This is a genomic window from Idiomarina sp. UBA4206 (assembly GCF_002383015.1).
GTDB classification, from domain to species: Bacteria; Pseudomonadota; Gammaproteobacteria; order Enterobacterales; family Alteromonadaceae; genus Idiomarina; species Idiomarina abyssalis.
Genome location: NZ_DFTS01000036.1, coordinates 8332 through 28520, shown reverse-complemented (window position 1 = coordinate 28520; position 20189 = coordinate 8332). Strand labels below are relative to the sequence as shown.

Annotated in this window: 21 protein-coding genes, 1 tRNA gene and 1 pseudogene; 14 read left to right on the top strand and 9 right to left on the bottom strand. The window is 46.3% G+C overall.

What is annotated here, in order from left to right; translation table 11 throughout:
* From B3180_RS07450 to pepA, 3 genes are all read right to left on the bottom strand, one after another.
* A partial coding sequence (locus B3180_RS07450; RefSeq protein WP_286843818.1) for a valine--tRNA ligase occupies positions 1-1544 on the bottom strand: 1544 nt, incomplete at its 3' end.
* Between the two features lie 7 nt (positions 1545-1551).
* Positions 1552-2001: a DNA polymerase III subunit chi gene (locus B3180_RS07445; protein ID WP_199495025.1), complete on the bottom strand. Its 450-nt coding sequence runs from the start codon at positions 1999-2001 to the stop codon at positions 1552-1554.
* Between the two features lies 1 nt (position 2002).
* Positions 2003-3508, bottom strand: a complete 1506-nt coding sequence (pepA, locus tag B3180_RS07440; RefSeq protein ID WP_199495024.1) for a leucyl aminopeptidase — start codon at positions 3506-3508, stop codon at positions 2003-2005.
* A 133-nt stretch (positions 3509-3641) separates the two neighbouring features.
* On the opposite strand from pepA, the gene lptF reads away from it, so the two are divergent.
* Both lptF and lptG read left to right on the top strand, forming a co-directional pair.
* On the top strand, positions 3642-4751 hold the full coding sequence (gene lptF, locus B3180_RS07435; protein ID WP_174507663.1) for an LPS export ABC transporter permease LptF: 1110 nt from the start codon (positions 3642-3644) through the stop codon (positions 4749-4751).
* Positions 4751-5821: an LPS export ABC transporter permease LptG gene (gene lptG / locus B3180_RS07430; RefSeq protein WP_278358491.1), complete on the top strand. Its 1071-nt coding sequence runs from the start codon at positions 4751-4753 to the stop codon at positions 5819-5821. The genes lptF and lptG overlap by 1 nt, the downstream gene beginning before the upstream one ends.
* A 17-nt stretch (positions 5822-5838) precedes the next feature.
* On the opposite strand, the gene B3180_RS07425 is transcribed toward lptG, so the two are convergent.
* Complete coding sequence (locus B3180_RS07425) at positions 5839-6348, bottom strand: RDD family protein (RefSeq protein WP_054489157.1); 510 nt, start codon at positions 6346-6348, stop codon at positions 5839-5841.
* Between the two features lie 197 nt (positions 6349-6545).
* Between B3180_RS07425 and B3180_RS07420 the strand changes: the two genes are divergently transcribed.
* Positions 6546-6631: transfer RNA gene (locus B3180_RS07420), tRNA-Leu, on the top strand.
* Positions 6632-6701: 70 nt separating this feature from the next.
* Here B3180_RS07420 and B3180_RS07415 read toward each other — a convergent pair.
* Positions 6702-7289, bottom strand: a complete 588-nt coding sequence (locus B3180_RS07415) for a hypothetical protein (RefSeq protein ID WP_273022108.1) — start codon at positions 7287-7289, stop codon at positions 6702-6704.
* A 587-nt stretch (positions 7290-7876) separates the two neighbouring features.
* On the opposite strand from B3180_RS07415, the gene rnr reads away from it, so the two are divergent.
* The 11 genes and pseudogenes from rnr (at position 7877) to dnaB (ending at position 16527) form a co-directional block, all read left to right on the top strand.
* On the top strand, positions 7877-10186 hold the full coding sequence (gene rnr / locus B3180_RS07410; RefSeq protein ID WP_199494390.1) for a ribonuclease R: 2310 nt from the start codon (positions 7877-7879) through the stop codon (positions 10184-10186).
* A pseudogene (rlmB, locus tag B3180_RS07405) lies at positions 10183-10929 on the top strand (23S rRNA (guanosine(2251)-2'-O)-methyltransferase RlmB). The gene rnr and the pseudogene rlmB overlap by 4 nt, the downstream one beginning before the upstream one ends.
* Complete coding sequence (locus B3180_RS07400) at positions 10919-11350, top strand: signaling protein (protein WP_199494392.1); 432 nt, start codon at positions 10919-10921, stop codon at positions 11348-11350. The pseudogene rlmB and the gene B3180_RS07400 overlap by 11 nt, the downstream one beginning before the upstream one ends.
* A 137-nt stretch (positions 11351-11487) precedes the next feature.
* Complete coding sequence (gene rpsF / locus B3180_RS07395) at positions 11488-11838, top strand: 30S ribosomal protein S6 (protein WP_054489148.1); 351 nt, start codon at positions 11488-11490, stop codon at positions 11836-11838.
* A gap of 24 nt (positions 11839-11862) precedes the next feature.
* Positions 11863-12162, top strand: coding sequence for a primosomal replication protein N (gene priB, locus B3180_RS07390; protein ID WP_011235167.1), 300 nt, complete (start codon positions 11863-11865; stop codon positions 12160-12162).
* 10 nt (positions 12163-12172) lie between these two features.
* Positions 12173-12400: a 30S ribosomal protein S18 gene (gene rpsR / locus B3180_RS07385; protein WP_011235166.1), complete on the top strand. Its 228-nt coding sequence runs from the start codon at positions 12173-12175 to the stop codon at positions 12398-12400.
* Between the two features lie 41 nt (positions 12401-12441).
* On the top strand, positions 12442-12894 hold the full coding sequence (rplI, locus tag B3180_RS07380) for a 50S ribosomal protein L9 (RefSeq protein WP_054489146.1): 453 nt from the start codon (positions 12442-12444) through the stop codon (positions 12892-12894).
* A gap of 134 nt (positions 12895-13028) precedes the next feature.
* On the top strand, positions 13029-13553 hold the full coding sequence (locus tag B3180_RS07375) for an RNA polymerase sigma factor (protein WP_222235647.1): 525 nt from the start codon (positions 13029-13031) through the stop codon (positions 13551-13553).
* Positions 13546-14061, top strand: a complete 516-nt coding sequence (locus B3180_RS07370) for a hypothetical protein (protein WP_199494394.1) — start codon at positions 13546-13548, stop codon at positions 14059-14061. Before B3180_RS07375 ends, B3180_RS07370 begins: the two co-directional genes overlap by 8 nt.
* 13 nt (positions 14062-14074) lie before the next feature.
* The gene (locus B3180_RS07365) at positions 14075-15037 is read left to right on the top strand and encodes a DUF4097 family beta strand repeat-containing protein (RefSeq protein WP_271331808.1); all 963 of its coding nucleotides are present in this window, start codon (positions 14075-14077) and stop codon (positions 15035-15037) included.
* A 95-nt stretch (positions 15038-15132) separates the two neighbouring features.
* Complete coding sequence (dnaB, locus tag B3180_RS07360; RefSeq protein WP_199494396.1) at positions 15133-16527, top strand: replicative DNA helicase; 1395 nt, start codon at positions 15133-15135, stop codon at positions 16525-16527.
* Between the two features lie 6 nt (positions 16528-16533).
* Here the strand turns inward: dnaB and B3180_RS07355 are convergent, their stop codons facing one another.
* From B3180_RS07355 to B3180_RS07340, 4 genes are all read right to left on the bottom strand, one after another.
* Positions 16534-17004 carry a chemotaxis protein CheX gene (locus B3180_RS07355; protein ID WP_199494397.1) on the bottom strand — a complete coding sequence of 157 codons (471 nt, stop codon included), beginning with the start codon at positions 17002-17004 and terminating at the stop codon, positions 16534-16536.
* Positions 17005-17007: 3 nt separating this feature from the next.
* On the bottom strand, positions 17008-17514 hold the full coding sequence (locus B3180_RS07350) for a DUF6702 family protein (protein WP_199494398.1): 507 nt from the start codon (positions 17512-17514) through the stop codon (positions 17008-17010).
* Positions 17507-19837: a M1 family metallopeptidase gene (locus B3180_RS07345; protein ID WP_278358485.1), complete on the bottom strand. Its 2331-nt coding sequence runs from the start codon at positions 19835-19837 to the stop codon at positions 17507-17509. Before B3180_RS07345 ends, B3180_RS07350 begins: the two co-directional genes overlap by 8 nt.
* Before the next feature lie 41 nt (positions 19838-19878).
* A partial coding sequence (locus B3180_RS07340) for a transcriptional repressor (protein WP_286843806.1) occupies positions 19879-20189 on the bottom strand: 311 nt, incomplete at its 5' end.

The window sequence follows — 20189 nt, the reverse complement described above, 5'->3', positions numbered from 1 at the left end:
ACCCAGAAGAAAATGATGTCAAAACCAGTCACCAACACATCGGTAGGGTGGAAGGTTTTTAAGTCCTCGGTATTTTTTGGCCAACCTAGGGTAGAAAAAGTCCATAACGCGGAAGAGAACCAGGTATCCAGTACGTCTTCGTCCTGCTGAAGAGGCGTATCGCCTAAGTTGTGCTTTTCCCGCACTTCTTCTTCGGTGCGACCGACATAGACATTGCCCTGTTCGTCGTACCATGCCGGAATACGGTGCCCCCACCATAATTGACGCGAAATACACCAGTCTTGGATATCGCGCATCCAGCTGAAATACATGTTCTCGTATTGCTTAGGCACAAATTCAATGCGTCCGTCTTCAACCGCTTCGGTTGCTTGTTTGGCCATAGGTTCAACGCGAACATACCATTGGTCGGTTAAATGCGGTTCAATAGGAACGCCACCGCGGTCGCCGTATGGTATTTTGTTGGTGTGTTTTTCAATTTTTTCCAGTAAGCCAAGTTCGTCAAATTCAGCAATAAGTTGCTTACGAGCCTCAAAGCGTTCTTTACCAGCGTATCGCTCAGGTAAAGCCCCATCAAACCCGTTCAGCTCTTCAAGCGCTTCACCCGTACTGGTGTAAAGGCCTGCTTTTGCCATGACGTGCGCAGTGTCATCAAAAATAGAAATCATCCCAGTTTGATGACGCTTGCCAATTTCGTAGTCATTAAAATCATGCGCCGGAGTTACCTTTACGCAACCTGTACCGAATTCGCTGTCAACGTGGTGGTCGGCAACAATAGGAATACGACGGTTAACAATAGGTAACTCGAGGTGTTTCCCAACCAAATGAGCAAAGCGCTCGTCGTCGGGATGCACAGCAACACAGACATCGCCTAACATGGTTTCCGGGCGGGTGGTCGCGACCACTAAATGGTCTTTGCCGTCTTCGGTTTTCTCGCCATCGGCCAGCGGGTAACGTAAATACCAGATAGAACCTTGTTGCTCTTTATTCTCGACTTCTAAATCAGAAATAGCGGTTTGCAGTGCCGGGTCCCAGTTGACCAGGCGTTTACCACGGTAAATCAAGTTATCTTCGTGCAGTTTTACGAAGACTTCACGTACCGCATCTGAAAGGCCTTCGTCCATAGTGAAGCGTTCACGATCCCAGTCAACAGAGTCGCCCAGACGGCGCATTTGCTGAGTGATGGTGCCGCCTGACTGTTCCTTCCATTCCCAAATTTTATCAATAAAAGCGTCACGACCAAGTTCCTGGCGAGTCTGTCCTTGAGCGGCTAACTGGCGTTCAACGACCATCTGCGTGGCAATACCAGCGTGGTCAGAACCTACTTGCCATAATGTATTACGGCTGTTCATTCTCTGGTAGCGGGTGAGTGTATCCATAATGGTGTGTTGGAAGGCGTGACCCATGTGCAGACTGCCGGTAACGTTGGGCGGCGGAATCATAATAGAGTAGGAGTCGCCCTTACCTGAAGGCTTGAAGTAGCCTTTGTCTTCCCATTGTTGGTAGAGGTCTTGTTCTATCGCTGCAGGGGAGTATGTTTTATCCATATTAACCTTACTTCTGTTCGGATGTCAGGGGCTCGGTATGCATTTGGCAACCTCTGGCCCTGTAATGTTTGTATCGCTCGCGAGCTACTTTTTTGCCATTGTCATCGGCTGGAACTGTGTCATAGAGTTTCTGGCTCTGTTGAGCTTGTACCGGAATGTCTTCAGCCAGGTTAAACAGGGCGTAACCGGGTCGGCTTTTAATGTCGCCAGACTCCGGCCAACAAAGTTCTACCGGCGCTCCGGTAGCCGGGCCTTCTCCAAGCAAATTATGCGGAATAAAGGCATCACTTGGTTGTTGCCATAACAGTTCGTCCAGCGCTTCCGCCTGTTGCTGATTGCGGGCCCAAACCCGCAACCTTTTATGCTTTCTGTATAGCTCCGCTATCTTATCGCAAATTAACCGATTTTGCTCGCCTTCAGCTTTGTCAGGCATTAAGAAAAAAGTGGCTGAGGGCATCTTACTCTGCGACCTCTGCGCTGCACCGGTTAATTAAAAACTGCGTCAATAATGGAACCGGGCGGCCTGTGGAGCCTTTGTCTTTACCACCTTGCCAGGCCGTACCGGCAATATCCATGTGTGCCCAATTGTATTTCTTTGTATAGCGAGATAAGAAACAAGCGGCGGTAATGGTGCCGGCTTCGCGACCACCAATGTTAGCCATATCTGCAAAAGGGCTGTCGAGCATTGACTGGTACTCATCCCATAGCGGCATACGCCAGGCTTTGTCGCCACTTTGTTGGGCAGCATTTAGAATTTCGTGTGCTAACGGATTATGTTGACTGAGTACGGCTGAAGCATGGCTGCCTAACGCAATAACACAGGCGCCTGTCAGCGTGGCTAAATCAATCACGGACTCGGGTTCGAAGCGCTCGATATAAGTCAGGGTATCGCACAGTACGAGTCGACCTTCTGCATCTGTATTCAGCACCTCAACTGTTTGACCGCTCATCGTCGTCAGGATATCTCCGGGACGGTATGCTTTGCCATCTGGCATGTTTTCACAACCTGCCACAGCGCCAATAACGTTTATGGGAAGTTGCAGTTCAGCAAGCGCCTGCATAGCCCCTAAAACGCCAGCAGCACCGCCCATGTCGTATTTCATTTCATCCATATTGGCGGATGGTTTAATGGAAATACCGCCCGAATCAAATGTCAGGCCTTTACCGACCAGAACTATGGGAGGCTGGTCATCGGGTGCGCCGTTGTAATGCATTAAAGTTAGTACTGACTCATGCTCTGAACCACGGCCAACGGCTAAGTATGCGTTCATACCCAGCTTTTCCATTTCGGCTTCTTCAACGGTGCTAACCGTTAAATTGTCGTAATTTTCAGCCATTAATTTGGCTTGATCGGCTAAATAGCGAGGTGTACAAATGTTAGGTGGCATATTTGCTACGTTGCGGCAAATATCCATACCCGTAGCTACGGCTAACGCGTGCTGCACAGCTTGTTCGCCCAAAGCCAGCTCTTTTCGGCTTGGAACATTAAAGACCAGTTTACGCAACGGGCGTCGAGGTTCTTCTTTTTTACTCTTAAGCTCGTTAAAGTTGTACAATGTTGCCCGCGCAGCTTCTACGGCCTGACGAACCTTCCAGTAAGTATCGCGACCTTTAACGTGCAGCTCACTAAGAAAGCAGACCGCTTCCATTGAGCCGGTTTCGTTCAACGTGTTCATAGTGCGGGCTATAATTTGGCGATACTGGCGCTCATCAAGTTCGCGCTCTTTACCGCAGCCGACCAGTAATACCCGTTCGGCAAGAATATTGGGGACATGATGTAACAGCAGAACCTGACCTGATTTACCTTCAAGGTCTCCGCGGCGCAATAAGTTGCTTAAATAACCATCACTGACTTTGTCTAATTGTTCGGCAACGCCAGACAGACGACGAGGTTCAAACACGCCAACAACGATGCAAGCAGAACGTTGTTTTTCCGGATTACCACTTTTGACGCTGAACTCCATGACAGTGCTCCTGTTTCAGGTGGCTTCAATGCCTGCTATAGTTTCACTATAAAGACACTTTGTTGTTAAAATAACAAGTTTACTTAAAAATCACAGCTATTCCAGTAAAAACCTAAGTTATGAGTGAACGCCAGTGCGCATATTCCGCTATTTGATCAGTGAAACATTGAAGTCGCAGCTTGCTGTGCTTTTTATCCTGATGACGATTTTTGTCAGTCAGAAGTTTGTCCGTGTTCTGTCGGATGCATCAGAAGGGGATATTCCCGGCGCAATTATTTTTCAGCTTCTGTCGCTGAACCTCCCTGCATTAGTGTCTCTGATTCTGCCTCTTAGTTTGTTTTTGGGTATTTTACTGGCTCATGGACGTATCTATGCTGACAACGAAATGACGGTTCTGCACGCCTGTGGGGTAAGTGAGTGGTATGTAACCCGGGTGACTTTGGTGCTGTCATTAGTTTTAGCTTTGATAACAGCTTCTTTCACTTTATGGTTAGTGCCCTGGTCACTCGATCAGGAACAAAAGCTGGAAGACAAAGCTCGTTCAGAAAGTGGCTTAACGGCTTTAATGCCGGGACGCTTCCAACAAGCAAGTAACCGCAAAGCGGTCATATTCGTGCAAAGTGTCGGTGATAATGGCGACCTTGAGGAAGTTTTTGTCGCGCAGCATAACCACAGTCAGGGCGAGTTACAGTCGGGTAGCGTGGTTATGGCAAAGACCGGTAAAGTAATCAGTGAAACAACGGGGTCGCAGTGGCTTGAACTGGGTGAGGGAAAACGCTACGCCGGTGACAACGACAGTTATCAGATGATGTCGTTTGACAGTTACCAGCTTCAAATTAAGGAGCAACAGGCCAGTGAGCAATTACGAAAACTCGAAGCCTATCCCACTGTGGAGTTAATGTCGCAAACTGAACCGGCTGCGGTTGCTGAACTGCAGTGGCGTATTGCGATTCCTCTGGCTATGCCGTTATTGACACTTATTGCTGTACCGTTAAGCCGTGTGAACCCTCGTCAGGGTAAGTTTGGACGAATGGCCCCGGCTTTACTCATTTATTTAGGCTATTTCCTATTGCTTATGGCAGCTAAGTCGGCCATACGTGACGGCGTCATTCCTCCAGTTATCGGGTTATGGTGGATACACTTCATATTACTGGTGTTTGGCTTAGTGTTGATAGGTAAAGGCAGACCTGTTGGCTTGAGATTATTGGCAAATCTACGCTTCGGCGCGGCTCGGGGGCAATGATGTTTAGTATTTTAGATAAGTACATAGGTCTGGCCGTACTACGAACCTCGCTGTTAAGTCTTGCTGTATTAACCGGCCTGTCGTCTTTAATTCGCTTTGTCGAGCAACTAAAGTCGGTTGGTCGTGGCGACTACAACGTTATGGATGCTGCACTTTTCGTCTTTTACAGCTTGCCCAGAGATGTTGAAACCTTTTTTCCAATGGCCGCTTTACTTGGTGGCCTCATTGGGGTCGGTATGTTGGCGAGCAGCTCTGAGCTTGTGGTTATGATGGCGGCAGGGCGTTCCCGCTTGAATATTATTGGTGCGGTAATGAAATCCGCCATTATTATGATGGTTGCAGTAATGGCGATAGGCGAATGGATAGCACCACCCATGGAGTCTCAGGGGCGAGCTATCCGCTCACAGGCTATTTCAGGGGGCAGCTTAATTTCGGCACAACAGGGTGTCTGGGCAAAAGACGGTTCTGACTTTATCAATATTGGTGAAGTTGAGGACACCGGACGTCTGAACGATGTTCTGATTTATGACTTTAATGATAATAGGGAATTGCAACAGGTAACCTACGCCCGAACAGCTAATTTTAGCGGCGACAAATGGCGTATGCAGGAGGTGACGGTTACGCAAATGACGGAAAACCGTATGCTACGCGATGAAAAAGCTAATATGGCCTGGCAATCAAGCTTGACGCCCGATAAGCTCGGGGTCGTGACCATTAAACCAGAATCACTTTCTATTAGCGGGCTACTGGATTACCTGACTTACCTGGAAAGCAATCAACAGTCTGCGGAACGTTATGAACTTGCTTTATGGCGTAAGCTTTTTGCTCCAATAACTGTGGCTGTAATGTTGTTGGTCGCTCTGTCGTTTATCTTTGGACCTCTGCGTTCGACAACGATGGGCGCAAGGGTCTTGTTAGGTGTTATCACCGGCTTCGGACTTCATGTGAGTAATGAGATTTTTGGGCCTCTGGCGCAGGTTTATCAAATTCCGGCTATTTTAGGGGCATTACTACCGAGTATGTTGTTTGCGGGGATTGCGGTCTACTTCATGCGTGGGCGCACGGCCTGACAACAGGCCGACCACACTTAAAGTTCGTTCCAGTAAAAAAGCTGGTTCGCTTCTTTCGAAAGGGTGACAACCTCTGTTGCTGCGGCGTAATCCTGCCAGGCTCTTCGGTTTTTAAAGTCAACAAGAACCCAAAGATTCCCGAGACCTCCGCAGCAGGTCAGCAACCTTATGAATACCTGGCGGTTGGTTAAGCGTGAGCCGTCACGGTTTTGCAGTTTTAAACGCCAGGCGCGCATGCCTAATGTTTGTCCTGAACGTTTCCAGAACCAGCCAAAAAATACCGCAACAACAGTAATAAGATATAAGCTGTACCATGGCCCCTGAGCCAGCCAGGCGGCGTGATCCATATCGTCCGATAGCACCAGCCAGTTGAAAGAGGTTAGTAGCGCGGCAAAAAGTAACGCTAACGCAGACGCCAGCATAATAATTGCTGCAGCAACTAAAAGGTCATAAACCCAGGCTGCCAGTCGTCTGGTAAAGCCAGCACTGGGAAAGCTGGCGTGTAGTCTTTGTGCTTCAGAACTCATGCGGAACTCATTTAAATTAAATGTATCTGGATCATATCATGAGCTAAGCTGACTAACAGCTGTCTCAGTTGTACAAGGAAGCAACAGTTAGTCATATTCTGGGTGATTTTCATGAATTATTGCTTGATTAGCGATGCTTGACGGGTATAATCCCGTCCCGTTACTTAATTACGTAACGCATTCACCTTAAATGGCATGGCGCTGTGGTGGAATTGGTAGACACGCCTGATTCAAAATCAGGTTCCTTCTGGGAGTGACGGTTCAAGTCCGTCCAGCGCCACCAAGTTTTCCCCTCGTAATTCGTATTAAAAAAATGCCAGAAGCGCACAGGCACTTCTGACATATAAGCGATTTCAGTCAATGACCTGATGATGATTTATCGCTGAAATAATCTCAGCAAAAGTTGAGGGCAAGTGATAAACGTTCACTGACTCACCTGTTAACTCAGCTATTCTAAGTGATGACACTACACCACAGACTTCTCCATTGTTAATTACGAGAAGAAAGTCACGCCCACTGGCTTTGAGAGTCGCCGCAGCGTCTCCTACTTTAGCCTTTGTTAAGCTTTCTAGTTTAACTTGTGGTAATGCGAGAAGAGGTAACATCAACTCTTTTACCGCCAACTCTCTCCACCCAGTTTGGTTGACCGTACTTAGTTGGGTCGCTTTGCGTCCGTGAAGTTCGCGAAGCGCCAGTAAACCTGTCATTTCACCATTTTGGTTTTTTATGCAGGCATAACGACGGTTGGCATTCCGGAGTTTCTGTTCGGCGTCGCTGACCAATGTGTTCTCCGTTATTTCCAGAGGAGACACTTTAGTGAAATCGTCAACAACATGCATGGCGCTATCGTGCCAGCTAATGACTGGCTGATGATCATAGTTGTGGTGTATTGCAATTTTATCGGCTGCAGAAGACCATTGAATTTCTTTAAACTCACTCATGACAAACTCCTTTAAAAATTAGAAAGTACAGAATTCTTAAAGGTGAGTGGGTGGTCCTCTAACGAGGTGCCAATTCCATTGGGTAAGTTTCGATTCAGTTATTCTCAAAGAGATTGGAGCAAGCGCTAAAACGTTTTGAAAAACTCTTGAGGCAGAATCGATTGATTTATCGAGTTCGGGGTCTTCAGCCTGAACCTCAGAAATTGACGATGTCAGATCGACAACGAAAACGGTGTCAGAGTGTTGCTGAGTCGTTAGTCGGCTTTCGCTGCTACCAGATAAAGCGTAGCTGCATGTACTAAAAGCGATGAGTAATAAACACAACAGTACCTGAGAGCTCCATCTTTGGAGCAAGCTGAATTCAGTTGTTGCTGCTGCGTTTTTTAGCATTTTCTGATCTTAGTAAATGTTTCAGCTATCAAATTAGAGTATATCGAACGATTCGACAACTCATTCTTTATCTATTAGAGTATGTATGGGTACGTTTTGTTCAAAATACAAGCGAAGCACTGACATTATCCTTTTCAGCACGTATACTGTCCGCATCGGTCGTCCTTAACCGTGCAACCATACATATATAGGATTCTATGTCAGATAATCAGCAGAACAACAATACGCCAGACTACGAAGTCGAAATTCCAAGCCGCGAACAGTTATTGGAACTTGTTACTTCCAATAATAAACCTGTTCATTTTGACGAGTTTATTCGCCATTTCAACCTGGATGACGAACGTCAGGCTGTTGGCTTAAAACGTCGGTTGCGGGCAATGGAGCGCGACGGGCAGCTTATTTACAGTAAAGCAAATGCTTATGGTCTGCCTGAGCGTATGGACTTGATTAAAGGTCGTATCATTGGTCATAAAGACGGTTTTGGTTTCTGCCAGACTGAAGACGGCGGAAAAGATCTCTTTATTCCGCATCACCAAATGTATTCTGTATTACACGGCGACCGAGTACTCGTTCAGCCTAGTGGTAAAGACAGTCGGGGTCGCACCGAAGGGCGTATTGTACGTGTTACGGAGCCAAGAGACAGTAACATTGTTGGCCGCTACTTCATTGAACACGGTTTAGGTATTGTAGTGCCGGACGATGGTCGCATTAGCCAGGATATCCTCATTCCGGATGCGGATAAAAGTGGTGCTCGTCATGGTCAGTTAGTTGTTGTAGAGATAACTCGTCGGCCAAGTCGTCGCACCAGCCCCATAGGCCGGGTGACCGAGGTTCTGGGTGAACATATGGCGCCTGGCATGGAAATTCAGGTGGCTATTCGCGAGCACGATATTCCCACTGAATGGCCATCAGAAGTTGATGAAGAATTAAAAAAATACAGTGAAGAGGTTCCGGCAGAAGCTTATGAAGGACGTAAAGACCTACGTGAACTTCCGCTTATTACTATTGATGGTGAAGACTCTCGCGACTTTGATGACGCGGTTTGCTGTGTGCCTGAAGAGAAAGGTTGGCGTTTATGGGTCGCTATAGCCGATGTTTCCTATTATGTACGGCCCGATACGGTGCTTGATAAAGCCGCGACTGATAGAGGGAATTCGGTTTATTTCCCCAGTAACGTTATTCCTATGTTACCGGAGAAGCTTTCAAACGGCTTATGTTCATTGAACCCCGATGTTGACCGTCTGTGTATGGTTGCAGAGATGGAGCTGGGGCCTCGAGGGAAACTGAAATCGACTCAATTCTACCCGGCAGTAATGAAAAGTCATGCTCGTCTGACTTACAACAAAGTTAAGAAGTTGCTTGATGGCGACGAAGAGCTGCAACAACAGTATCAGCATGTGATGGACAACGTTCAGGAGCTTGAACGTCTTTACAATGCGTTAAGTGCTGCCCGCAAACGCCGTTCGGCTATCGAATTCGATACGCAGGAAACCCGCTTCATTTTTAACGCTGAGCGTAAAATTGAAAGTATCGAGCCTGTTAAACGTCATGTTGCTCATAAAATTATTGAAGAGTGCATGATCATGGCTAACGTGGCATCCGCTCAGCTTATTGAGTCTGATAAAGAAATTGGCGCGTTATTCCGTGTGCATGAAACTCCGGCAGATGAACGTCTGAACAACTTCCGCAGTTTTCTTGGTGAACTCGGCCTGAATCTCGAAGGTGGTGATGAGCCCTCTCCGAGGGACTACGCGACACTGCTTGAACAAGTTAAAGATCGTCAGGATCACGAACTTATTGAGACTATGTTGCTGCGTTCAATGCAACAGGCCGTTTATCAGCCTGAGAATAAAGGCCATTTCGGTCTGGCATTGAAATCTTATGCACACTTTACTTCACCTATTCGTCGTTATCCCGATCTGATTTTGCATCGTGCGATAAAAGCTATTCTGCGCAAAAATGAAGGCGAAGGTAAAGGGCTTGTCGGAGCCTGGGCTTATTCGGAAAAACAGCTGGATGAACTGGGCGTGCATACCTCAATGACAGAACGTCGGGCAGATGATGCCACTCGTCAGGTAGATGAGTGGTTAAAATGCGAGTTCATGCTCGACCATATTGGTATGGAGTTTGAAGGTGTTATTTCATCTGTTACTAACTTTGGTTTATTTGTTCGTCTTAGTGATTACCAAATTGACGGGCTTATTCATATTAGTAACCTCGACAATGACTATTACCATTTTGATCAGCAAAAAGGGATGTTAGTTGGCGAGAACAGCCACAGCGTATTCCGTCTGGGTGATAACGTTAAAGTGAAAGTTAAAGACGTAAACCTCGATGACCGGAAAATTGATTTAACCTTACTGGAAGCGACGAGCCCGGGTGGCAAAAAGCGCAGTATGCCGGCAAAAGGTTCTGGAAAGGGTAAACGTAAGGGTCAACCCAGAGGCAAGGGTGGTCAACGGAAAAACACAAACCGCGGTGGCGGTAAAGGACGTAGTAAGTCATGAGCCAAAAAGTGACTGTGTTTGGCCTGCACGCAGTGCGGGCTATATTAAAAAACCACCCGGATCGTTTGGTTGAGCTCTACGTTTCTAAAGAGCGCCAGGACGATTCTGTGCGTGACATTGTAAACCAATGTCATGCGACGGGTGTACGTCCTCAATGGGTGCCTAAACAAGCTCTGGAAAAAAGGGCCGAAGGCGGGAATCACCAGGGGGTTGTTGCAACGGTTCAGTCTCCACCCACCTTAACGGAGCAAGATCTTCCGGGGTTATTGGAGCAAAGCCAAACCGCTGCGTTGTTTCTGGTGCTTGATGGCGTAACTGACCCGCATAATTTAGGGGCCTGTTTGCGTACAGCCGATGCCGCTGGCGTCACCGCTGTTATTGTCCCTAAGGATAAATCGGCACAGATTACGCCAACGGTACGTAAAGTCGCTTCTGGTGCGGCAGAAAATGTGCCTATGGTTGTTGTTACAAACTTAGCGCGGGCTCTGCGCGATATTCAGGAGCTGGGCGTCTGGGTATACGGTACGGCAGGGTAAGCGACTCAGTCAGTCTATGATGTCGATTACCGCGGACCGGTGGCTTTGGTGATGGGCGCTGAAGGAAAAGGAATGCGCCGTTTGACCCGCGAAACCTGTGACGATTTAGTATCTATTCCTTTATCTGGCAGTGTCAGTAGTCTGAATGTTTCAGTAGCCAGTGGTGTGTGTCTATTTGAGGTAGTCAGGCAGCGCAATGGATCTTAAACGTCGCCTTTTGCCTATTGCTATTGCTTTAGGCATGGTTGCTGTGCTCTTTGTAAGCTGGACGCCTAACTGGGAATCTCCCACCTGGTTGCGCTCAGAAAAGCCTTACGTTGCTTTTCATTTCGAACTGCAGGATAACGCTGAAAAGTCCGTGGAAAATTTGGCTTTTGATATCAGTAATCGGCTGGAAGTCAGACACGAATGGCACAGGGTCGAGGACAATAACGCTGAGTGGCAGGTGAATCTGGCTTTTCAGAACCAACAGGACGCGATACAAATTGATGCCACTGTAAGACGTCAGGAAAAGATTGTTGATCATATTGTTGTACGCGGAGAAAGCGCCGTGGCTAATGAGTTAGCCGACCGCATTGTTGCCCTGCTCAGTTCCCGTATCGAAAAGGCTCATAAAAACGCCGATTAATTTGCAATCGGCGTTCATTTTAGTTAGTATCGCGCGGCTTAAATCAGCCATATTTTAATTTTATTGAATGTGTTCCTTGCTTCTATGTTAGTGCGGCTGAGCTAAACTGAGGCTATACGAACCAAAAGGAAACTGTAATGCGTCATTACGAAATCGTATTTATGGTCCACCCGGACCAAAGCGAGCAAGTACCTGGCATGATCGAGCGCTATAGCGAAACGATTAAGCAAGGTGGTGGTCAAATCCATCGTTTAGAAGACTGGGGCCGTCGTCAATTGGCTTACCCAATCAACAAACTGCATAAAGCACACTATGTTCTGTTGAACATTGAAGCGTCTGCAGAAGTTGTGGAAGAGCTGGAAACTGCATTCCGTTTCAACGATGCAGTCTTACGCAACATGATCATGCGTAAGAAAGAAGCTATTACAGAGCCTTCGCCGCTGACTAAGCCGAAGGAAGATCGTAAAGGTGACAGTGAAGCAGCGTAAGCTTGCTGACTTTCTATAACCCTTATGAATCGACTGCATTTAACCGGAACACTTGGCAAAGTACCTAAGCTGGAAACCAGCCCTTCAGGTATTGAGCATTTACAATTAGTGATTGAACATCGGTCTATGCAACCGGAAGCTGGTATGAATCGTCAATCTTATGTGCGTATTCAGGTCGTTTTAAGTGGTGAAGGTTTACAACACTGGTTAGAAAAATTGACGGTGGGTTGTGAAGTTTTAGCAGAAGGTTTTCTGCACCGTCACGAGGATAGCAATGGCTCACCTCGTTTGGTACTTCATGCTCAGCATCTCGAATTGATTTAAGGAGACCATCATGGCTCGTTTTTTTCGTCGCCGCAAATTCTGCCGCTTTAAAGCAGATGGCGTAAAAGAAATTGATTATAAAGATATCGCTACGCTTAAGAACTACATTACTGAAACTGGTAAAATCGTTCCTAGCCGTATTACTGGAACATCCGCTAAGTATCAGCGTCAGTTAGCGCGCGCTATCAAGCGTGCTCGTTATTTGTCACTGCTGCCTTATACTGATTCACATCAGTAAGCTAGCACCGGTTCGATTACCAAAAGTAGAGGTAGCGAGAAATGAATGTCATTTTGTTAGATAAAATTGCTAACTTGGGAAGCCTTGGCGATCAAGTCAGTGTAAAATCAGGTTATGCACGTAACTTTCTTTTCCCACAAGGAAAAGCAGTACCGGCAACGAAAAGCAACGTTGAACTGTTTGAACAACGTCGTGCTGAGTATGAAGCTAAATTAGCTGATCACTTAGCTGCTGCGGAAGCCCGTGCTGAAAAAGTTAATGCTTTAGATACAGTTACTATTGCCTCTAAAGCAGGTGATGAAGGCAAATTATTTGGTTCTATCGGTACTCGTGACATCGCTGATGCAGTAACAGCTGCAGGCGTTGAAGTGAAGAAGAGCGAAGTATTAATGCCGCACGGTACACTGCGTGAAGTTGGTGAGTTCGATATCGAATTACATTTACACGCTGATGTATTTGCGAACATCAAATTGAAAATTGTAGCGGCTGAGTAAGTCACTATAGTTTTTAGAAAAAGCTGCCTTATGGCAGCTTTTTTTTTGGAAAATTTTCATTCGTGTAAACCTTTCCTGTGTAAGTGTCGTCTAAGCTAACAAAGCAATTATAAAGTGGTATCAGGGAGATAACCTTGCAACGTGAACCAGCCAGTGATGACGTGCTATTAGCGGCGCAAGGTGACGTGGACGCTTTTCAGCGACTGTATTACCGACATATAAAGCAAGTGTATGGATTAGTGCTTAGACTCTGTGCTGATAAGGCGCTCGCAGACGACTTAGTTCAGGAAGTTTTTGTGCAACTCTGGCAAAAATTAGGCTCTTTTCGGGGCGAATCAAAATTTAGTAGTTGGTTGTATCGAGTAACAACCAATATCTGCCTAACCGAAATACGCAAACAAAAGCGATGGTTTTCAAGGTTTACCTCTGACAGCAAAGAGACTTCAGAACCAATAAATGAAGGTAACCTCGATGTGAGCCAACTGGATAAACTGATTTTAAAATTACCGGAACAGACCCGGCAGGTCTTTGTTTTACATGCTTTGCAAGGTGAGTCCCATCAACAAATTGCCGACTGGCTGGGAATTGCGCCAGGCACCAGTAAAGCGCAGTTTCACCGGGCTCGTAAACGTTTAGAGGAGTGGCTACAAGATGAGTGATAACAAACAGGCTCAAAACCTTGAAGACCAACTCGAACAGATTAAAAAGGAGGGTATTGAGCCTCCTCAAGACTTCTGGCCGGTGATTGAGAACCGACTGAGTCACTCCGAGCCTCTGGCAAAAAAAGGGCGGGGTTTTTGGTCTGGTGCGGTAGCCGCCAGTATTGTTATTGCTACCTTCATGGCAGGATGGCAGCTTAGTGTGCCGAAGTCATCGGATAATCCCGTGACCGGGTACTATTTATTGGCGGAAAAAATGAATGCAGAGCAACAGGCACAAATATATAGCATGCGTGTTGGCTATGAAACGGCAGGTTACCGACAGATGAATGGTAATACTGAGGAGAATTTAACCCAGCTGGCTTTTGCCAGAGAAGAAATTACAGAGTCCCTGCGCAAAACACCCGGAGACCCGAACTTATTGGAATTATTGCGTTGGGTTAATGAACAGGAATTAAAGTTACTGAGTCAATCTTATACGTTGACCAAGACCGTACAAGAAATCTAATCAGGAGTTAAAAATGAAAAAAATATTAACCATAGTTGGTTTATCGCTACTTATGTTCGGTTCTGCTATAGCGGCTCAGGAAAAGGTGGATGAAACGCTGGCTGTTTCACCAGCGGCAAGGGTCTCTATTGATAATATGAGAGGGAAGGTTGAGCTTATAGTAAATGACAAAGATGAAATTCGGGTTGTGGGAAAACTCGATGAAAAAGCGGAAGACTTTGTTTTTGAACAGAGGGGGACAGGGGTTCACATTAACGTAAAAGTACCTGAACAAAGAGGCTTTAACTTGTCTTCAGACGACTCTGAAGGTTCAGATCTCAAAATATACCTGCCTTCATCTATGGATATTAGTGTCAATGGTGTCTCCATGGATGTCTCTGCAAATGACTTTGATGGCGGCCTGGAAATCCGCTTGGTTAGTGGTGACATAGAGGTTAGTAGCATCAAAAACCGGGTGCTTTTAAAGACTGTCAGCGGTGATATCGATGCTGAAGAACTTGAAGGAGAGGTTCGCTTCGAAACCGTTAGTGGCGACATTATGGACATTAACAATGGTTCAGAGTCAGCGACTTATCAGTCAGTAAGCGGTGATATTACCAGCCAGTCAGATTCTGTTACGGAACTTACAGTGCAGTCAGTTTCAGGCGATATTGATGTTAAAGCCGGTGTACTGCGCAAAGGGAAAGTGACAACAGTCAGTGGCGACGCCATACTGACCGCCGGCTTGCACAGTACTGCTCGCATAGAGTCCAGTTCGGTAAGTGGTGACTTAACCTTTAAGTGGATGGGCGATATTCATTCCAGCTTTAATATTAAGTCTAATGCGGGTGGTGAAATTACCAACCGACTAACTGATGATAAAGCTAATGAAGCAGAGTGGGGACCATCGTCCAGACTCGAGTTCTCTGTCGGTGATGCAAGTGCGGATGTTTCGGCGACAACCGTTAGCGGTGAAATTACACTCGATAAAAATTAAATACTTCAGTTAAGCCTTGCTGTGCTTTCTAAATAAGAGGGGATTTTGTATAGTAATCCCCTCTTATTATTTCCCTTGGCGAGACAACTTTCCTCATGGCAGAGAAGTCAAAAAAACGCGACGCATCCATAGAAGCTTTAAGATCAGCTCCACATTCAATTGAAGCCGAGCAGTCCGTTCTTGGTGGACTCATGCTGGACAATGATGCCTGGGATAATGTCGCCGGCAGTGTCATCGCAGAAGACTTCTATCACCGCTCGCATCGACTCATTTTCAAAGCAATGCACGAGCTTGCGCAGCGTAGTCAGCCAATGGACTTAGTTACCGTCTCTGAGACCCTGGAAAGCTCTGGTGAATTAGAACAGGTTGGCGGGTTCGCATACTTGGGAGAGATTGCAAAAAATACACCAAGTGCCGCTAATATACTCGCCTACGCAAATATTGTCCGCGAGCGAGCGGTATTGCGCGAGATGATAGGTGCAGCAAATGAAATTGCTGAGTCCGGCTATGATACACAAGGGCGCAGCAGCGCAGAGCTTTTAGACTTAGCCGAATCTAAAGTCTTTCAGATAGCAGAGAAACGTGTCAGCTCAAGTGAAGGGCCGCAAGGCATTAACCTGATTTTGCAGCGCACGGTTAGCCGTATTGAGCAATTAAGTAAACTGAAAAACAATAATGGCGTAACCGGTGTGTCGACCGGCTTTACCGACTTAGATCAGATGACTGCCGGGTTACAACCTTCCGATTTGGTGATAGTTGCAGCACGTCCGTCTATGGGTAAGACAACCTTTGCCATGAACCTGGCTGAGAATATTGCACTTAATGACGACCGCCCGGTGTTGGTCTTTAGTTTAGAGATGCCAGCCGAGCAGCTGATGATGCGTATGCTGGCATCGCTAAGCCGGGTTGACCAGAATAAGGTGCGTACGGGTAAACTTGAAGATGATGACTGGGCGCGCATTGCGTCGGTCATGAATATGCTAAATGACAAAAACAATATTTACATAGACGACTCTTCAGGCCTAACGCCTACCGAAGTCCGTTCCCGCGCCCGCCGCATTCATAGAGAGCACAAAGGTATTTCTATGATTATGGTCGATTACCTTCAGCTCATGACAGTGCCGGGCATGTCGGAGAACCGGACACTGGAAATCGCCGAGATCTCGCGCTCTCTAAAGTCGCTGGCGAAAGAACTGGAAGTGCCGGTTGTCGCGCTATCGCAGCTTAACCGTTCCCTGGAGCAACGCTCGGACAAGCGTCCGGTTAACTCAGACTTACGTGAATCAGGCTCTATTGAGCAGGATGCGGATGTTATTATGTTTATTTATCGGGATGAGGTTTATCATCCCGACTCAGCGGAGCAAGGCCTGGCGGAAATTATTATTGGTAAGCAGCGTAACGGGCCTATTGGTAAGGTAGAGCTGAAGTTCCATGGCCAATTATCGAGGTTCGATAACTATGCCCGCAACATTAGCGACGACCGTTACTAATCGTCGCTAGTTAATTTTGTCGAAGCAGATTTCAATATAAGCTTTTCCGGCGACATGATTGAACGGCATAATCAGTTTTGAACCTTCTGATTTGTGCGAAATGGTATGGTCCTTTCCGGATACTACTATCGGTGTTGCCATATCAAAATCATAGCCTTTTTCACCTAAAGTTTTTTTTGCGCCACCAGTGACCATATTGGTGATTTCACCGACCATGTCACACACATCTTCATTAATTGAGTCCGGCAGCTCGCCTAACATCTTGTTCATTATTTCACAGGCTAAGTTCTCTTCAAAAGATATGGAAAATGAGCCTTTAATTTGCGGTCCAACCATACCGATGATGCCCGATACATCCCCACGAGCGTACTCATCTTTTTTAAGCTGCGCCTTACCGGGTTTCAATTCCATTTGAGCCATCATCGACAAGACATTTTGCAGTGCTTGAAGAAATGGATTTACGAACTCGGCATTCATTGTTTATTCCTTTATATCTTGCTGACACTTAATTGTGTCAGATGTGTTTTCAATGGTTAAAATTAGACTACGATTACCATAGTCATCAACAACATTGATAGTATTTACCTGTGCTGAAAAATTGTTCATCAAAAGCGTATTGGATAATGTCCACCTGCACAGGTTATCACGCTTAGGGACTTCCTGATAAATCCAAATTTTCTGATAGTCTGCTTCAAAACCTACCCAGCTTGGTTTAACGGCTTCTCCCTGAGAGTCAGTGAGTTGAAATTCTTCATTTACCCAGTTACGAATTTGCTTTTCCGCATCTTCTTGCTCAAGTCTGAAGGCTTTACCCAGCCGCTTTTTCAGCGCCTGCTGTACGTCGTGCAAAGTATATTGATGCACAATTTCAATAGCATCGGTGTTCTTGTTGGTGCTAATTTCGGTCAACCCAAAAAAGTACCGATGCGCTGATACCGAGGGTATCAGCGCAAAAGTCAGAACAATAGCAGCAACGAATTTAATCATCGTTACCTGACTCCAACTCCTGGTTATAGTCTTCCATCATGCTCTTATTACGGTCATCTCGTTTGAAAAGCTCAATTCGTGATGGTACAGCACGAGCCGGCCAATAATTATTATCGGTGTCTACGTCTGCTGTTTCCCAGTTAGGGTCAACAATGACCTGAGTAAGCGTTTTATCACGGATTAATAACTTACTGACGCTCTCTGGTGAACGTCGCCAAACTTCAGCAGGAATACGAACATGCTCTTTAGTACCGTCTTCATAGTGAAGGTCTAGCAAGATAGGCATAACTAAGCCGCCTTTGTTAGCAAAGTCGAGCACATAGAAATTACTGCCGTTTTCCAGCATTTGTTTCTGTTCGTCATTGAGTCCTTCAATGAGTTTTCTGTATTCGTTACGGTCTGCATTAGTTACCGTAAACTCATCGTTTTCATTATAGAAGTCGGCAAGCTGTGGTTGTTGATGAATTTTGTAATTAACATCGGCGTTGCGCTTGGTGGTTAAAGACTCAGGCTCTGCATCATGTTGTTTTTCAGCCCAGGCCTTTTCAACTTCCGGATCCTGAGTATTAATCGTTAACTGGTTAACTTGTTCTAATGAAATATCGACATGGTCAGTTGAATAGAACCAGCCGCGCCAGAACCAATCCAAGTCGACCCCTGAAGCATCTTCTAAGGTTCTGAATAAATCTTCTGGTGTCGGGCGTTTAAATTTCCAACGCTGCGCGTATTCGCGAAATGCGAAATCAAACAGGTCGCGACCGACAATAGTTTCACGCAGTATATTTAGAGCGGTAGCTGGCTTCCCATAGGCGTTATTACCGAACTGCAGGATAGACTCTGAGTTGGTCATAATGGGCATCTGGTTACTACTGGCCATGTAACGGGTAATGTTACGCGGCTCACCACGCCATGAAGGGTAATCTTTTTCCCATTTTTGTTCAGCCAGGAATTGCAAATACGTGTTTATTCCTTCGTCCATCCAAGTCCATTGACGCTCATCCGTATTGACGATCATGGGGAAGTAAATATGACCAATCTCGTGAATAATGACCGAAATAAGGCCGTATTTCGTGCGTTTGGAGTAGTACTTCTCACCCGAGTCTTCGTCAACGTATGGACGAGGGCCATTGAAGGTTATCATTGGGTACTCCATACCACCGACAGGCCCATTGACTGAAATTGCTACCGGGTAGGGGTAGTCAAAGCTATAGTCATTGTAATGCTCAATGGTGTGGATAATAGAAGCCGTTGAGTAACGCTCCCATAAAGGGTTGCCTTCTTCGGGGTAGAAGGACATAGCCAGTACATCAGTGTCGTTTTTCTTGTAGCCCTGAGCGTCCCAGATAAATTTGCGTGAGGAAGCCCAGGCAAAATCACGAACTTTCTCAGCTTCAAAAATCCAGGTTTTGGTTTCGCTGATCCCTTCTTTTTGGTTCTCCAGAGCTTCTTCTTCGGTAACAATTTTTATTGGTTCGTCGGCGTTACGTGCAGCTTCCAGACGCTGGCGTTGGATGGACGTCAGAACATCTTCCGGGTTCTGTAAAACACCGGTAGAGGCAACAATGTGATCCGCCGGAACCGTAATTTCTACACGGTAGTCACCGAACTCCAAAGCGAACTCCCCATTGCCGACAAACTGTTTGTTCTGCCAACCTTCAGCGTCATAATACGCTGCCATACGAGGGAACCACTGTGCCATTTCGTACAAGTAGTTGCCGTCTTCTTCAAAGTATTCGTAGCCGCCGCGACCGCCCAGCACCTCAGCTTCAATGATGTTGAATTGCCAGTTGATATTAAATGTGACGCTATCACCACTTTTTAGCGGCTCACTGAGATCAAGCCGTAACATGGTGTCGTTAACATAATGCGCAAGCGGTTCACCATTTTCTTTACTGATTTCAGTAAGCTCATAGCCAGCAGGAAAGCTTTCCTGAGTTAACATACTTTCCATACGGGAAAAACTAACACGCTCTAAACTTCCTGTGGCCCGGCTTTGTGGCCCGATAGAGTCCTTTTTGAATCGGTTTTGATCAAGCTGAACCCACAAGTAACGCAGGGTGTCTGGTGAGTTATTGGTGTAAGTAATGGTGCTTTTAGCGGTAATACGTTGATTCTCGTCATCTAACGCGACCTGGATCTTATAATCGGCTTCTTGTTGCCAGTATGCGTGGCCGGGCGCTCCGGACGCTGTCCGGTAGATATTTGGACTGCGAAATTTGTCGTCGTTCAGTTGACGGAACTTATCCTCGAATGCCTGGGCTGTTGCCGCTTGGTTTACGGTAAAGCAAACCGCTGCAGCCGCTATAAGATGACTGAGTTTCATTGTGCTACCTATTGTTATTTATTATTTATGGGTACAACTATTCAATGGCACTTAGCGCACAAGCCATGTGCCTCTATAGTTTGGTTTTGAACTTTAAAGCCTTGATCTTCCGCCTGGTGCTTTAACTCGTCATAAACACCCTCAGACTGAATTTCCTGAACGTCTCCGCAGGATTCACAAATGAGCATTTGCACAGGATGCTGATGATCAAAATGTGAGCAAAGAACAAAGCTGTTTGATGATGTGATTTTATGAACGAAGCCTTGCTCTTGTAGAAAGTCTAAAGCGCGATAAATAGTAGGAGGTTTTGCGTTTGGCATGACCTCACGCAGTTGATCGAGTAAATCGTAGA

Coding starts and splice junctions, on each gene's coding strand:
- B3180_RS07425 (WP_054489157.1), bottom strand. CDS start 6,348: ATGAGTTCTGAAGCACAAAGACTACACGCCAGCTTTCCCAGTGCTGGC.
- pepA (WP_199495024.1), bottom strand. CDS start 3,508: ATGGAGTTCAGCGTCAAAAGTGGTAATCCGGAAAAACAACGTTCTGCT.
- B3180_RS07445 (WP_199495025.1), bottom strand. CDS start 2,001: ATGCCCTCAGCCACTTTTTTCTTAATGCCTGACAAAGCTGAAGGCGAG.
- B3180_RS07365 (WP_271331808.1), top strand. CDS start 14,075: ATGAAAAAAATATTAACCATAGTTGGTTTATCGCTACTTATGTTCGGT.
- rplI (WP_054489146.1), top strand. CDS start 12,442: ATGAATGTCATTTTGTTAGATAAAATTGCTAACTTGGGAAGCCTTGGC.
- B3180_RS07345 (WP_278358485.1), bottom strand. CDS start 19,837: ATGAAACTCAGTCATCTTATAGCGGCTGCAGCGGTTTGCTTTACCGTA.
- priB (WP_011235167.1), top strand. CDS start 11,863: ATGAATCGACTGCATTTAACCGGAACACTTGGCAAAGTACCTAAGCTG.
- rnr (WP_199494390.1), top strand. CDS start 7,877: ATGTCAGATAATCAGCAGAACAACAATACGCCAGACTACGAAGTCGAA.
- rpsF (WP_054489148.1), top strand. CDS start 11,488: ATGCGTCATTACGAAATCGTATTTATGGTCCACCCGGACCAAAGCGAG.
- B3180_RS07415 (WP_273022108.1), bottom strand. CDS start 7,289: ATGAGTGAGTTTAAAGAAATTCAATGGTCTTCTGCAGCCGATAAAATT.
- B3180_RS07355 (WP_199494397.1), bottom strand. CDS start 17,004: ATGAATGCCGAGTTCGTAAATCCATTTCTTCAAGCACTGCAAAATGTC.
- B3180_RS07400 (WP_199494392.1), top strand. CDS start 10,919: ATGGATCTTAAACGTCGCCTTTTGCCTATTGCTATTGCTTTAGGCATG.
- lptG (WP_278358491.1), top strand. CDS start 4,751: ATGTTTAGTATTTTAGATAAGTACATAGGTCTGGCCGTACTACGAACC.
- B3180_RS07350 (WP_199494398.1), bottom strand. CDS start 17,514: ATGATTAAATTCGTTGCTGCTATTGTTCTGACTTTTGCGCTGATACCC.
- dnaB (WP_199494396.1), top strand. CDS start 15,133: ATGGCAGAGAAGTCAAAAAAACGCGACGCATCCATAGAAGCTTTAAGA.
- rpsR (WP_011235166.1), top strand. CDS start 12,173: ATGGCTCGTTTTTTTCGTCGCCGCAAATTCTGCCGCTTTAAAGCAGAT.
- B3180_RS07370 (WP_199494394.1), top strand. CDS start 13,546: ATGAGTGATAACAAACAGGCTCAAAACCTTGAAGACCAACTCGAACAG.